Below are 15,039 nucleotides of genomic sequence, written 5' to 3' on the forward strand. Positions count from 1 at the left end.
CGTCCCGTTATTATATATACTGTGTAGAAAGGCTATTATAGCCTGTCTAATATCTTTCTTTTACTTTGGTTTATTGATTAGTCAGGCTGTTGCTATGTAGTGATTAAGTAGGCGACTTAAAGCTTACGTAGTAACAGCGCAGCTAATCTAAAACGTAAACAATTTAATCAACAAATCTAAAAAAGGAATGAAACAAAAAATTAGGTTTTTACAAGAGAAATTCAAGTCATCTAGTAGACATTGTTCTTGTTAAATCTGATTAAATATCCCCTTTGTGCATTTAAGTATTTATCATATTGTTGCCTTAGATGAACCATCACCCCTTTATCTCTGATTCATACCTAGCCTTTACTATTGGAGGCATTTATAGGGATTGAGCGTATTGGGGTGGTTTTTTACAAAGGCAGCTTAAAAAAGTTTTTATTGATCTCATTTTATTTCTTTTGATATTGTTTGGCAAAGAGCAATTCGTAGGGTGAGAAAAATCAAAACGCTTAGAGATGGCATAGCTAATGACTTCTATATATTTTGTAAGTACAGCATTCTATTTTGTGTTATACAAAGAAGAATGCTGTTTTTTTTTGCTATACTCATAATCATAGGAGTTGAAATAGAGCTTTAATTAAAGAATAGACTAGGAGGCTGTAAAGCGATATAATTTGTAATAATGTCTAAAGATTAATTTTTTTTATTTTTTTATATAACTTGGAATGGATTTAGCTATAATAGAGTTATTAATCAATAATAATAAACAAAAAAATAATGGTTCAACTATTCTTTATAACAGCATTATCTTTGCTTACTTTATTGTTGCCTGCACAGAAAAACAATGAGTTAGTAACAATGTTGGAAGAAATTAAGCCTGTATACGTAGAGACTCAAAAGGATAAAAACCAAAACTTGTTGAATACGATTCAAATTGTTTTGGACAAAAAAAATAATCAAATTCATTTTAAAACACCTCATGTTATTGAGGGGGTTAATATTACAGTAAAAGAAAGGGGAGAAAAGGTAGTCGTTAAGCAAAATAATATGACCATTAATAAAAGCTACTCCATTACTTTTCCTGCTCAGGCGGGGGTAAATAAATATACCGTTATACTCCAAAAAGAAAACCATCTGCTCGTGGAGCGTTTGGATAAGGATTGGATGTAATCCTAAACAAATAAAGTGATTATCTAGGGTAGAACAGAAGTTGTTCTACCTTTTTTGTTTAAAAAATTATAACTTTAAGCTATCCTTAAATTTAAAACATAATCACCTCTATTATGAGACGTTTATTTGTAACCCTTTTCTTGTTAGGCTTTGTGGCTAGTTTGTGGATAGGCTGTGATAAAGAAGAACCCAAGCTTTGCACCGCTAGTTTTATTGATGAAAGAGATGGAACGGAATATTGCATGGTAAATATTGGAACACAAACTTGGATGGCTGAAAATCTAAATTACCAATCGGATAGTGCTTATCAAAATCCATCTAATCCTAGCACTATAAATGCAGTCTATGGAAAGTTATATCCGTTTAGCGAGGCAAATAAAGTTTGTCCTAATGGCTGGCACTTGCCAACAGATGATGAATGGAAAACGCTAGAAATTAATTTGGGAATGTCGGTTACCGCAGCCAATGGACTCAATGAAAGGGGAACCGATGAAGGGAGCGGACTCAAATCAATTGAAGGTTGGGACAGCAGTGCAGTAGCTTCTGTTGAAGGAACCAATGCCGTTGGATTTAATGCATTACCAGCTGGGTATAGAAACCCTAGTTATGGTCCTTATTTTGATTTGGGAGAAACGGCTAATTTTTGGACTGCTACCGTTTATGATACCACTGGTGGAGCTTGGATGAGAACAATGAGTTATGATAAGGCGGGAATAATCAGAAATTATGCTACCCAAAAAATGGGCTTTTCTTGTCGTTGTGTTAAAAATTAAAAAATCACTTTGTTGTTAGACTAGAAGCATATCAATTGATACCCTATGCTAACAGCAAAGTGATTGATTCGGCACAGATATATTGTCTCTAAACCTAAAATGAAAAACCTTAGGATTTAGCAGGACGTTTGTATTTTACATAAATGTTGATCCATATTGCTCTAGCCAAGCGTGCAATCAAAGGGACAAACAAAACTCCTCCAGCAATAGCGGCAACAAAACTTTGGTTGACCGTTAGACCTAGCCCAAAGATGCAAAGTACCATTGCTGAAAGCATATAGCCAGAACTAAGCCCATATCCAATATACATAGCACCCCAATAAAAACCAGGTTCTTTTTGAAAATCTTGACCACATTCGGGACAATTGTCATGCATGTTATAAATTCCTTGCATAGAAGCCAAAGAACTTTTGTATAAATCCCCTTCATGACAACTTGGGCATTTAAATTTTGAAATACTATATAATTTTGAACCTTTTTTGAACATAATTGATAATATATTTTGATTATTCTAATGAATATAAATTGATCGTATTTTATCGAATCTCTAAATGCTTAATAGTAATACGGTTTCTACCTAGTTCAAGGTTGCCCATTTGCTCCATTTTTTTTAATAATCTAGAGACCGCTTCCCTTGTGGTGTTCAAGTCAAGTGCGATTTGTTTGTGGGTAATGTTAAATTCTTTTTTGTGAGTAAGCTCCATTTTTTTGGATAAATACTTAATTAAGCGTTGATCGAGTTGAGCAAATGCAATTGCATCAATGGTAGAGAGCAATTCTTTGAACCGAACACTGTAAGAATCCATAATGAAATTTTTCCATTCAACATGATCCCTAGACCACTCATCGATATATCGGATTGGGATGGCAAGTATTTGGGTATCTTCTTCGGCAACAGCTCGTATTTCGCTTGTCTTATCAATCATACAACAGGTAAATGCTGTAGGACAAGTGCTTCCATTGCTTAAGTAATACAATAAAATATCTCCTTCTTCGCCCTGTTGGGTTACTTTAATTACACCATCTAAAACAATAGGAACCAATTTGATATATTGACCATAATCTAAGATTGTGGTGCCTTGCTTTAAGGACATTAATTGACCTGCTGCTGCTATTTTGTCTAGCAATTTTCGATCATTAATCATAGGCAGTTTTGCCGATAATATTTGGGGTAAAGAAAGTGAATCCATATTATATATAAGACTAACAGTACTTAAATTGTTTATAAAAACAGGGACATTAAAACAAATGCAAATTTATGATATAAATACTACAAAAAAAAGATATACGACGAATTGTCGCATCATTCTGGTATTTAGAATTAAACAAAATTAGAGCAGTTTAGACACAAAAGTTGTTAAATTCTTCCTTTAAGCATTAACTTCCAATACAAGGGAGGCAGACCGTATTTTTTGAGTAGCCACATGCTATAAGTTTCCTTACTTGTATCTACAAATTTAGAAATAAGGGGATCAGACATTCTTACATTGTTATAACCAAATTCAGCCAATACCATCTTACCATAGCCCGTTACCAATGGGCAAGAAGAATAGCCATTGTATTTTAAATTTGTATTTTTTTGCTGAATAGCATTGATAAGGTGGGCTACCACCACTGGAGCCTGTTTGCGAATAGCTGCCCCTGTTTTTGCTGTGGGAAGCGCAGCAGCATCCCCTAAGCCATAAATATTGGGATAAACATTGTGCTGAAGCGTAAAGTGGTCAACATTTAACCAACCTTTGCTCGGTCCTTCTTGATGGGCAAGGGGCGAATTTCTAATAAAATCGGGGGCAGATTGTGGAGGAGCCAAATGTAACATATCAAATGGAATCGCAATTTGATTCAGTCCTGTTTGTTGTACTTTTACCTTGGGGTTGATATTATACTCTAAATCTTTGTCTGAGTCAGCTGGGCGAGTGATTTCATAATAAGCCAATTGATTAGGACCATCAATCTTGACGAGTTTATGAAAGAATTTTAAATGAATGTCCTTTCGGTCTACAACTTGCATCAATGTTTTGGCAAAATCGGCTACGCCAAAAATAACAGAGCCTGGACTGGCAAAGATCATATTCGTTTTAGGCTTAAGGTGTTGCTGTTGGAAATAATCATCTGCTAAGTACATAATTTTTTGAGGGGCACCACCACATTTAATAGGAGTGGCAGGTTGGGTAAATAAAGCGTTACCTCCTTTAAAATTTTGGAGCACTTGCCAAGTATAATTAGCATCGACATAATTGCTACAAACATTATTTTTGCCCAATGTTTCCTTTAAGCCTTCGATTCCATCTAGATTAAGTTGGATGCCTGGGCAAACCACTAAATAGTCATAAGCAACAAGATCACCATTTTTTAGTCGGACTTGATTTTGTATGGGCTCAAATGTTGTCACATATTCTTGTAGCCAAGTAACGCCCTTGGGAATCAAAGATTGCATTGGTCGAGCTGTCGATTCATAATCATAGGTTCCTGCACCAACCAAAGTCCAAGCAGGTTGATAATAATGCGTTTTTGCAGGATCAATAATGGCAATGTTTAGCCCTTTTTTCTGTTTTAGCAACTGAGCTGCAACAGTTATTCCTGCGGTTCCTGCACCTACAATAACAATTGAATACTTGTGTGTCATAACATTAAATTTTTGAGATTAAAAATTGTTATGGGGATCTGATCTATAAAGTCTAACCTTACTTTAATACCGCTTATAGTATCTTACTACAAGCGGTATCAAAGCGTCAATTCTGTTAATGCGGTAATTTGGAACGTAGCATACCATAGGTTAGGGTACCCAATAAGGCACTTGCAATAATGACCAACATAATGGGTAACCCGTGCCCAACTAGCGTATACATTGGTCCAGGACAAGCTCCTGTCATCGCCCAACCTAAACCAAATATAATCCCACCGAATAGATACCTAGGGATACTTTTGTTTTTGGGGCAGAACGTAATAGGGTTGCCCTTGATGTCTTTGACTTGTTTTTTCTTAATAATCGCTACTTGTAGGATGCCTAAAATAACAGCAACACCAATAATTCCATACATATGGATGGATTGGAATAAGAACATCTCTTGAATTCGAAACCAAGAAATAGCTTCAGATTTGGTCATTACAATACCAAATAAAATACCAGATATAATATATTTTAAACCTTTCATTTTTTATTAAAGTTGTAGGATCAAAGGAAGTATAAAATGGGTCATGGCTAAGCCTCCAATAAAGAACCCAATTACAGTAATTAAGGAAGGCCATTGCAAATTGGCTAATCCACTGATGGCATGCCCTGAAGTGCAGCCTCCTGCATATCTAGCGCCAAACCCTACCAAAAAACCACCCCCTATAAAAAGTAAAAGTCCTTTCATCGTGAACAACATTTCCAAATTGAATAATTCTAAGGGGACATAACCTGTTCCTTCTTGAATGGTACTAGGGTAGTCTACTCCTAGGTTTTGAAGGTAACCAATGGTAGCTGGTGAGATGGCTACAGGATTGGGGTTAGAGAGATAAGTCGATGCAATATATCCCCCAAGTACTGCCCCTAAGGCAAATAACAAATTCCAGCCTTGAGTCGTCCAATCAAAATCAAAAAAACTGATTTTTTTGCCTGCTCCTCCTACGGTACACATGGCACGCATGGTGGCGGACATACCAAAACTTTTTCCAAAAAACAATAAGATAAACATGGTAAAGGCAATCATAAAACCACTGAATGCCCAATGCCAAGGTTGCTGAAGTAATTCTAACATTTTTTTATAGTGTTTATTTTCTATCAATTAAGTAGGCGGACTATTGGCTTATTTCCAGCCCATATAACCATTCCTTAAGTTATATACTTTGGTAAAGCCTAATTCACAAAGTACTTTAGATGCTTTGATGCTGCGCATGCCGCTTCTACAATAGACCAAATAAGTTTTGTTTTTATCCAATTGTTCTACCTTAGCTCGAAAACTTGCATTTTGTACGTCTATATTTTGTGCGCCTTCAATTTTCCCTGATTTGAATTCTGCATCGGTGCGTACATCTAAAACAATGGCGTTTTGAGTATCTTGCATTTTTAAGCGAAACGTCTTGTTCTCAATGTGTTCAAAGCAAGAATTTTGCGCAGATTGAGCGGCGTAGAGCTTTTTAATACCTAAAGAAACAAAGGTTAGAACAAGTATTGATAATAAGTATTTCATGATTTTGTATTAATAGTTCCAAGATAATATCCCTCCCTCTAAATTGACTAACTTGGTGAAGCCCAACTGGCTCATTATTTGGCAGGCTTTACCACTTCTAGCACCACTTCTACAATAAATCAAATAGGTTTTATCTTTATCAAAGTCAGCCACTTTTTGATCAAAATTGCCTGCTAAAAAATCAATGGCTTTAGCACCTTCGATGCTGCCCTCCGCAACTTCTCTAGGGGTTCTAACATCCAGTAGAATAGCACTTTTGTCTTCGTCTATGGCTGTTTTAAATTGTTGGGCATTCATATTTATATAATTCATGTCTTTCTTTTTTTAGTTGGCAATTTTGAAGCTTAAGCATTCAAAATTGCCAACTTATTTAAGTGAATAAGGTAAGCTTATGCTAAAGTAGATGGACAAACAAACTCAGATTTTGGAATGTCTGTTTGAGCAATTGCTTCAAACCCTCCAGCAACATCTACCAGCTGTTCAAATCCTCTTGCTCTTAAAATAGAAGCCGTAATCATAGAGCGATAACCGCCTGCACAATGGATGTGGTAGGTTTGCTTTTTGTCTAGTGAATTAATTTGATCGTTGATATAGTTTAATGGAAAGTTTTGAGCATCTAACACATGTTCAGAAAGATATTCGTTAGGAGCTCTAACATCTAAGATCGTTAAGGATTCTGTTTGTGCCTTTTGCGCAAAAGATTCGGCAGAAATAGAATGGATAGCATCTGTTTCTTTATTGGCTGTTGTCCAAGCGTCCATACCGCCTTCTAGATAACCCAATACATTATCATAACCCACTCTTGCCAATCGAGTGACTACTTCTTCGGCTCTGTTTTCATCGGTAACCAAAATGATTGGTTGCTTCAAGTCGATGATTAGCGCACCAACCCAAGGGGCAAAACTACCATCAATACCAATGTTAATAGCATTAGGAATAAAGCGGTCTTTAAAAGTTTGAGGTGCTCTAGTATCCAAAATTAAAGCCTCCATTTCATTGGCAATCGCTTCAAATTTTTCAGGAGACAAAGGTACGACACCACGCTCATAAATATCATCGATACTCTCGTAGCCATTTTTGTTCATTAGGGCATTTTTAGGAAAGTATTGAGGAGGAGTAGTTAGCCCAGATAAGACTTCTTTTACAAATTCTTCTTTTGTCATATTCGCTCTAAGGGCATAATTGGTTGCTTTTTGGTTGCCCAAGGTATCAAACGTTTCTTTGCTCATATTTTTGCCACAAGCAGAACCCGCACCATGAGCAGGATAAACAATTACATCATCTGGCAACGTCATAATTTTATTGCGCAAAGAGTCGTACAAATGTGCTGCTAAGTCTTCTCTAGATAAATCCGTTTTTACGGCTAAGTCTGGTCGTCCAACATCACCAATAAACAACGTGTCGCCAGAGAACAAAGCTTTTTCTTTTCCTGTTTCGTCAATTAGTAAGAAAGAAGAAGATTCCATGGTATGCCCTGGGGTGTGTAATACTTTTATACCAATGTTTCCTACTTTTAAAATTTCATCGTCTGTAGCAACATGTGCCTCAAATGCCATTTCTGCATTAGGACCATAAACAATTGTTGCTCCTGTTTTTTCAGCCAAATCGATGTGACCAGAAACAAAATCTGCATGGAAATGTGTTTCCAAAATATATTTAATCGTTGCGCCATCTTTAGCAGCACGCTCAATATAAGGTTTGGTTTCTCTTAATGGGTCAATAATAACGGCTTCTCCTTCAGATTCGATATAATAAGCACCATGTGCCAAACAGCCAGTATATATTTGTTCTATTTTCATGTTATTTATTGTTTTTAAAATTTTAAATCTTGTTCTTTTATAAATGATAAGCTCACCTTGTGGATTTATAATGATGAAACAGCTGGCGTTGGTAAAACTAGGTTAAGAAGTACTTGCTTTTAGTTGTATTGTTTTCTTAAGTCCTAAAAAAATTTAAACTGCCATTTTATGAAGTGAACCTATAGATTATCAAAGAGCCAAAAATCTTAAATTATGTTATTAAATTGGTTGGTTAGAATGATTGATTCAAAGGTATTTATTTGTCTTAAGATAGAATGTGACCTAAATCACATAAGGGGTATTTTTGCTCATTTTTTTATCTTTTTTTGAAGAAATTGCTGCTTGAACGCTAGAAAAAATAGGTTTTGACAATTGAAAAGGCAGGGCAACCAATAAAATAGGAATTCCTTTATTTTCATAGACTTGCAAAATGTATTCTAGTGCCTTTTCACCAGTACTATCTAACTGATGAATATGACTGCCATCTAAGAGGACATATTCTATAGGTTGCGAATCCTGATTGCTTACTAGTTGGCTTAAAATAGCCTCCATTTTATCTTTGAAATAATTGCTATTACCAAAGTATAAAGCTCCTTCAAAACGCACCGCAAAAGCATAATCTGGTAAATCCCAATCCGAAAACTGAACCCGAACCTTAGGGTATAAGCTGTCGTATAAGGTGCCAATAATAGACAATAAAACACCTACCAAAATTCCTTTCTGGATGCCAATACTTAGGGTAGCTATAAATGTGATGATCAAAATTGCTAAATCCCTTTTGTGCCCTTTTTTCCATAGGTTTAATGGATCTTGTATGGAAATGAGCTTAAAGACCGCAACCATAATAATGGAAGCCAAAACAGCCTTGGGCAAATAATAAAACAAAGGAGTTAAAAACAGGAGTGTTACCACCATAAATAAAGCACTAATAATTGCTGCTAAATTAGTTTTAGCTCCTGCTTGATCATTAACCGCACTTCTAGAAAAACCACCTGTACCTGGAAAACTTTGGAAAAACGATCCAATCATATTGGAGAGCCCCAAGGCGATCAACTCTTGATTGGGTTCTATTTTATAATCGTTGTGTCTAGCATGAATGGCTTTCGCAACAGCAATTGCTTCCATAAAAGCGACCAATGCGATCGTTATTGCACTAGAGAACAATTGTTGCATGACTTCACCATCTAATAAGGGGAGTTGAGGGCTGGGCAATCCTTTTGGAATTTCTTTTACAATAGCAACTCCATATTGATCTAAACCCAAGCCCCAAACGGCTAAAATTCCACTGATGACCACAATCAGAGGGGCTGGAATAGTAGGCATAATTTTTTTAGAAAGGAGAATAATTAATATTCCTGAAATCCCAATAAACAGCGTATAAGGATTAATATTAAGGAGTTGCTGCCAAGCATCCCAAAGGATAACGTGCAAAAATTGACTGCGCTCCAAATCTACTCCCATTAAATACTTTAGTTGACTGACTCCAATAATTAGTGCTGCTGCGGAGGTAAAGCCACTAATGACTGGATGGGACAAAAAATTAACCAATACACCCAGTCGAAGAATTCCCAGAATGAGCTGGATGCTTCCCACCATAAAAGCCAGTAAAATAGCAAGCGTAATATAATGGTCGCTATTGATTTGTGCAAACTGACTCACACTAACGGCAACTAAAAGTGAATCCATGGCAACAGGTCCTACGCCCAATTGTCTAGACGTTCCAAAAATAGCATAAATTAATTGTGGAACAATTGCAGCGTACAGCCCATAAATTGGTGGCAAACCTGCAAGCATTGCATAGGCCATTCCTTGAGGAATGAGCATGATGCCTACGGTTAAACCCGCATTTACATCACCTTTTAAGTGTTGTTTGTTGTAATTGGGAAGCCAATCTAAAATGGGAAGTATTGATTTTATGTTCATCTTTAATATTTTTGTTGAGGCAAAGATAAGAGCGCATAAAATGAAGTTTCGTGATGTAGATCACATAACTATTTCTAAGAATAAAATTTGATGAAAAAAAATCGTTTTTTGAGCTGATCAAAGCACCAAAAATATAACAATGAATATGTGTTGGACTAAAAAAAATCTTTTTGGAGTGGTTCTAATTTTAATGGCAATCGTCAGTTGCCAACAACCTTCCGTTACGATAGTGGATACTGTAGCAATCAAAATCGACTCCTTGTTATCATCCAATCCCAAACAAGCGTTTAATGGAATCGTTCTAGTGACGCAAGAAGGGGAGGAGCCTTATGTGCATATACAAGGTTTTTCCAATGTAGAAAATAAAAAAGAATTGAATTTGGACGATCAATTTGTAATAGGCTCTATTAGCAAACAAATTACGGCTGTTTTAATCTTACAAGCTTATGAACGGGGCGATATAGCATTGGATCAACCCATCGGAAAATACTTGCTCAACAGTAAACAGACTTGGAAGGACAGCGTTACCATTCATCATTTATTAACGCATACGCATGGAATTGTTGCATTGGATGAACCCCTAGCGTTTATGCCAAGTACTCAGTTTCAGTATTCTCAATTAGGCTATGAGTTATTGGCGAATATTCTTGAAGCCGTTACTCATCAATCTTTTGCCGATCTTTCAACAGAATTGTTCCAAAAACAAGGCTTAAAGCATACGGTTCATCCCAAGGCAAGAGCAGCAGCAAAATTAGTAAAGGGTTATACGGAAATGCCTAATAAAACGATTGTCTACGAAGCCAACAGCCTGCAAAATTATGTCCCTGCTGGAAGTTTTATTTCTACTGCAAATGATTTGGCGGCATGGAATCGATGTTTACACAGTGGTCAATTGCTAAAAGATAGCAGCTTTGATTTGATGGTAAGCGATTATGAGACAAGAAAACATCCCATTTTTGGAGAAATAGAATATGGTTATGGCTTGACATTTAAGAAAGGAGAGGCACCAATACAGATTGGGGCATTGGGCTTTGCGCCAGGTTTTGTTTCTTCGAATTTTTATTTTCCTAGTTCTAAAACAACGGTTGTGATCTTGGAAAATGTGGCAAGAAATTTAGAGGATTTCAAAAAGACATTTTATTACCACATTAAAATTCTAACGGCAATTAGAGAACAGCATTAAAAGGAGAGATGCACTTCTGCTCGTCTATCCAATTCGTGATTATCTTGGCTGTTTTGCTCGCCTAGGGGCGTTGTTTTGATTCTATCGGAATGCACGCCAGTTTGTTTGATGAAATTGGCGACCGCAAGTGCTCGTTCAGCCGATAGGCGTTCATTGGTGGTTTTGTTTCCTGTTTTACTGGCAAATCCCTTTACCCAAAAACGGATAGTAGGATATTTTTTGAGGTAATAAATTAAGGTAGTTAGCGTCTCTTTGGCTTGAACGGTTAAAGACGATTTGCCGACATCAAAATAAATTTTGGTAACATAGGTTGCTTTTTTCTGACTTAAAAAGGCTTCTAACTCCCCTGAAACCATCCTTTTTTCGGTTTCTACCTGTGCGAGGAGCTTGTTTAAACTATCAATCGTATGTTCTTGGGCACGTTTTTTTTTATGGAGGAGCTCCAATTGAACAGCCAAATCTTGATTGCGTGTTTGCTGTTGGTTAAGCTGATCCGCCAAAACGGTATGGTTGTCGTTGGTTATAAAGATAGAATCTCTTTGTAGCACTCGTATGGTATCTTTGGATGGAGCAGTTTGATTTTGGTTTTCTAGCGCTTTAATTTTTAAAAGCAACAAATCTCGTTCCGCTTGCATTTGTGCTAAATCCTGTGCAACAGAGGTAGAAAAAACAGAAGGCTTAGGACTAGGTTCTATTTTTTCAGAAGGTTGAGAAAGGGTCGTAGCAGGCTTTGTGCTTTGCTGCTGGTCAGGGGTTTGCGATTGATGTGAAATCTCAACAGAGGATTCCAATGGTGGTTTATGAATTGATTTGTTGGAATGAACAATAGGGCGACTAATGGATTGAGTTACTTGTTCAACTTGAACTGGAGAAGAACTAGAAGGAACGATAAAACTAACGGTGTCTTTTCCTTTCTTTAATCGCTCTATTTTTAAGGCGTTTTGGAGTTCCTGTAATTTTAGTTGATACTCATACTGTTGTTGTTGCCGTTTTAACTCAGCATCAAATTTTTGTTGTTGTAACTCTAGTTGATGTTGCTGTGTACTAGGAATAGGACGTTCCTGTTCACTTTTTAACTCGTTTAGCAGTTTTTGCTCCATTAATTTTCCTTCATAATGTTGTTGTTGCAATTTTAATTCATAATCATATTGCTGTTGCTGCTGTTTTAATTCCAATTGGTGAATTTTGTCTATATAAAATCGTTCTCCAAAAGGTGCAGCTTGTTGCTTAAGGGTATCTTTTAAAACAACTGAATCGGGTTGAATAGGAGTTGCGATAGGCAAGATCAATTGATTAGAATCTAATGAGTTGCTGTCCACTGTTGAAGGGGGCGTTTCTAGGGCTATGTTATCGATTTTTGGAGAAACAAGGCTGTCCGTTTTAAGAGAATCTTCTTTAGGTAGCGAAGGAATAGAAGCGGGATTAATAGGATTGTTTGCGTTATTTTCTTCTATTGGAACATGAATATCTTTTATGGTTGAATTGGTCGTTACCGTTGTCGTTTCTTTTAATAAATCTGCTGTATAAATAATAGCAGGACGAATCGCATAGGTTTTTTGCCCAAAACTATAGTTGATTGAAAGTCCAACAAAGCTGTACCAATCATTCATTTTGGGAGAATCCCCCCTTTGAGAACGATTGATGGCACTAGGATTGGCTGCGTAAGCCTGAAAGTTATCGGTGTAATTGGGTAAATAATTAGCACTTACATCGTCCAAATAATCGGTGCCTGTATAACGGATTAGTGCTTCTAAATGCAAGTGAAACCGTTTGGATAATCGAAACTTAGCGCCTATTCCCAAAGCGATATTCCATGTAAATGGTTGATAAGTTCTTCCTTCTGTTTTTAGCGGACGCAGTGCGGTTTCGTATTGATAATCTGGATGAATAATTTGGGCTGTACTGGCATTGGCTCCTTGCTCATCTTGGTTGCGAATGCTCTGATCGGACCAATAATAATACCGCTCATTATTCGCAGACAACAAATCACCTCGGCTTTCAAAATGCGTCAATCCGCCCCCAAATAAAAAATATGGAGCAATGGCAGCTGTTGGATTTAGGACTAATCCATTGTCAAGATAAACAACTGCCAATAAACTCGCATCTATTATATCGGTTTGCACATTGAGTGCACGGTTATAAGTTAAACTATTGGTATAAGTTCGATCACTGGCTTTAAATTGGCTCTTTAACCCCAATAGTCGAAGCCCAAATGTTTTGGAAACATGATATTCTAATGAAAGACCATAAGTCAAAAAATTAAAATCTTGAATGGGCTGCTTAAATTGATGTGGCAAATCCCATATTTGATGACTTAAATCGCCATAATAATTAGCAATTCCTGCATGGACTCCAATTTTCCAGTTATAGTGATGTTGTTGCCCAAAACTGCTGTTGATCGCAAAAGAAAACAAAAGGAGACAACTTAATATTTTATGCATGGTCGTTTGGTGCTATTAATGATCAAAAAACAAAAAAGGTCTAAGAATTATTTACTAAAGTCTAACCATAGATCTACTTGCGCACTAACCCCAATAAAAGGACGAATATAGACTCGTTTTTCTATTCCTGAAAATTGCCCCGCTGTGGCGGCATCTTCCAAGAAGGTCGCACCAGCATTAAAATGGACAAATCTAAATAATTTGTAACTAAGCCCTACATAAGTAGGACGCTTAAAAATAGGACCGCTGACAACCTTATTGTTTGCTCCTTGAAAATCCAATAAAAAGACCCCAAAATTGATGGATAAATTGTTGAGTACCTTAGACTGAGAAGAACGTTTGCTCAATGGAAAGGCAAAACCAATAAATGGAGAAGCACCGATGGCCAAACTATTTGTTGAACCACTTAAATAGGCACCACCAAAACCAGCTTGGATTGCAATGGTACGTTTGCTTTTTTCGGTGGAATAATTATCGATATATTTATTATCAATCATTTTGAACCAATCCAAATTCATATACTGCCTAAGTTCGCTACCAATCATTGTGCGCAATTCTTTTAGTAGCTTATCTCTATAAGCAACCTTTGCTGTGCCTTTTTCAGCATCTTGAAACAACACTTTTCCCTTTGCCAAACTAGTGGTAGCAATTTGCTTGAGTTTTAGTTTGATTAGATCTGAGAATCCTTCAAAATCTGTATTGGTTTTATTTCTGAACATTGAAAGCCCTTTGTGCACAATCTTGTTGAGGCTTCTCATAATTTGTCGTTCATTTTGTTCTAAACTAAGGCTATTGCGATTGACAATAATCACTTGTTCTAAGTAAGTGAAAAGGTATTCTTGGATCACTCCCCCTAGTTTTTCCTGTTCTTCTTTACTAATAGAGCTATAATATTTAAGATTTAAATCGTACTCTGCACTACCTTTTAATTTATAGTTAATTGGCAGCATAAACTGCTCTTTGCTGTCCGCTGAACGTTTCCACTGATTGGTATATAAGGGCAACCTATTTTTTCTGCCTTTGGGTTCTAATACATCTAATTCTACAATTCCTACGGTTGATTTAACAAAACCTTGTAGCATGATATGTGATTCAGCAGGTAAGGGTTGATTTTCTCCAAAAACCATTTTTTTATCATCAAAAAATACTCCTTTATACTGTGCGTGGTTATAGTTTAGTAAAATGAAGTAGCATATAATTAGGGTAATAATATTCTTCATAGTTGTTTATGCTTAAGTTTTGATGTAAAAAATAACTTGATAATCTAGTTTGGCTAGTTTACGAAATAATGGATATAAAAGAGTTGATACAAAGATGTTTTTTATTTTTATAATAGAACATACCAATATTGCCAAAAAGGTATTCGTTCTTGCCATCTTATTCGTTTTTAAGGGCTGTGCTTTATTCTAATGGAATGCTTGTATTGCTTTGTTGATCAGTTTTGTAGATAGAGTGCTGGAGAAAAGGTTACTTTAAAGCATAATCGTTCGTGTTGTTTAGTTCTTTCCCTCTAAAACTTCATATCAACTTCATAATTAAGTAATATAGAGGTTGTATTTTCGAAAATCCAATCGATGTTTTATCTCATAT

14 protein-coding genes are annotated in these 15,039 nt (G+C 36.3%); 3 read left to right on the top strand and 11 right to left on the bottom strand.

The features are described from left to right. The first annotated feature begins 762 nt into the window (after positions 1-762). Together AsAng_RS29170 and AsAng_RS29175 are read left to right on the top strand one after the other, a co-directional pair. The gene (locus AsAng_RS29170) at positions 763-1,155 is read left to right on the top strand and encodes a hypothetical protein (RefSeq protein ID WP_264790691.1); all 393 of its coding nucleotides are present in this window, start codon (positions 763-765) and stop codon (positions 1,153-1,155) included. 113 nt (positions 1,156-1,268) lie between these two features. Further along, positions 1,269-1,928: an FISUMP domain-containing protein gene (locus AsAng_RS29175; RefSeq protein ID WP_264790692.1), complete on the top strand. Its 660-nt coding sequence runs from the start codon at positions 1,269-1,271 to the stop codon at positions 1,926-1,928. Between the two features lie 109 nt (positions 1,929-2,037). On the opposite strand, the gene AsAng_RS29180 is transcribed toward AsAng_RS29175, so the two are convergent. The 9 genes from AsAng_RS29180 to AsAng_RS29220 form a co-directional block, all read right to left on the bottom strand. After that, a complete protein-coding gene (locus AsAng_RS29180) occupies positions 2,038-2,415 on the bottom strand; it encodes a DUF983 domain-containing protein (protein WP_264790693.1) in 378 nt (125 codons plus the stop codon). A gap of 49 nt (positions 2,416-2,464) precedes the next feature. Next, positions 2,465-3,118 (bottom strand): Crp/Fnr family transcriptional regulator, encoded by a 654-nt coding sequence (locus AsAng_RS29185; RefSeq protein WP_264790694.1) that lies wholly within the window; start codon positions 3,116-3,118, stop codon positions 2,465-2,467. 167 nt (positions 3,119-3,285) lie between these two features. Continuing rightward, the gene (locus AsAng_RS29190) at positions 3,286-4,554 is read right to left on the bottom strand and encodes an NAD(P)/FAD-dependent oxidoreductase (RefSeq protein WP_264790695.1); all 1,269 of its coding nucleotides are present in this window, start codon (positions 4,552-4,554) and stop codon (positions 3,286-3,288) included. Positions 4,555-4,669: 115 nt separating this feature from the next. Then, positions 4,670-5,083, bottom strand: a complete 414-nt coding sequence (locus tag AsAng_RS29195; protein ID WP_264790696.1) for a YeeE/YedE family protein — start codon at positions 5,081-5,083, stop codon at positions 4,670-4,672. 6 nt (positions 5,084-5,089) lie between these two features. Further along, positions 5,090-5,671 (bottom strand): YeeE/YedE family protein, encoded by a 582-nt coding sequence (locus AsAng_RS29200; protein ID WP_264790697.1) that lies wholly within the window; start codon positions 5,669-5,671, stop codon positions 5,090-5,092. A 48-nt stretch (positions 5,672-5,719) separates the two neighbouring features. Then, positions 5,720-6,103 carry a rhodanese-like domain-containing protein gene (locus tag AsAng_RS29205; protein WP_264790698.1) on the bottom strand — a complete coding sequence of 128 codons (384 nt, stop codon included), beginning with the start codon at positions 6,101-6,103 and terminating at the stop codon, positions 5,720-5,722. Between the two features lie 9 nt (positions 6,104-6,112). Then, on the bottom strand, positions 6,113-6,415 hold the full coding sequence (locus AsAng_RS29210) for a rhodanese-like domain-containing protein (RefSeq protein WP_264790699.1): 303 nt from the start codon (positions 6,413-6,415) through the stop codon (positions 6,113-6,115). 77 nt (positions 6,416-6,492) lie between these two features. Beyond that, entirely contained in the window at positions 6,493-7,902 is a 1,410-nt protein-coding gene (locus tag AsAng_RS29215; protein WP_264790700.1) for an MBL fold metallo-hydrolase, read from the bottom strand. A gap of 282 nt (positions 7,903-8,184) precedes the next feature. Continuing rightward, entirely contained in the window at positions 8,185-9,825 is a 1,641-nt protein-coding gene (locus tag AsAng_RS29220; RefSeq protein WP_264790701.1) for a SulP family inorganic anion transporter, read from the bottom strand. A gap of 175 nt (positions 9,826-10,000) precedes the next feature. On the opposite strand from AsAng_RS29220, the gene AsAng_RS29225 reads away from it, so the two are divergent. Continuing rightward, positions 10,001-11,008: a serine hydrolase domain-containing protein gene (locus tag AsAng_RS29225; protein ID WP_264790702.1), complete on the top strand. Its 1,008-nt coding sequence runs from the start codon at positions 10,001-10,003 to the stop codon at positions 11,006-11,008. Here the strand turns inward: AsAng_RS29225 and AsAng_RS29230 are convergent. Together AsAng_RS29230 and AsAng_RS29235 are read right to left on the bottom strand one after the other, a co-directional pair. After that, positions 11,005-13,449, bottom strand: coding sequence for an OmpA family protein (locus tag AsAng_RS29230; RefSeq protein WP_264790703.1), 2,445 nt, complete (start codon positions 13,447-13,449; stop codon positions 11,005-11,007). The genes AsAng_RS29225 and AsAng_RS29230 overlap by 4 nt on opposite strands. A gap of 47 nt (positions 13,450-13,496) precedes the next feature. Then, a complete protein-coding gene (locus tag AsAng_RS29235; protein WP_264790704.1) occupies positions 13,497-14,669 on the bottom strand; it encodes a hypothetical protein in 1,173 nt (390 codons plus the stop codon). Positions 14,670-15,039: the final 370 nt, after the last annotated feature.

The sequence above is a fragment of the Aureispira anguillae genome, assembly GCF_026000115.1.
Taxonomy (GTDB): Bacteria; Bacteroidota; Bacteroidia; order Chitinophagales; family Saprospiraceae; genus Aureispira; species Aureispira anguillae.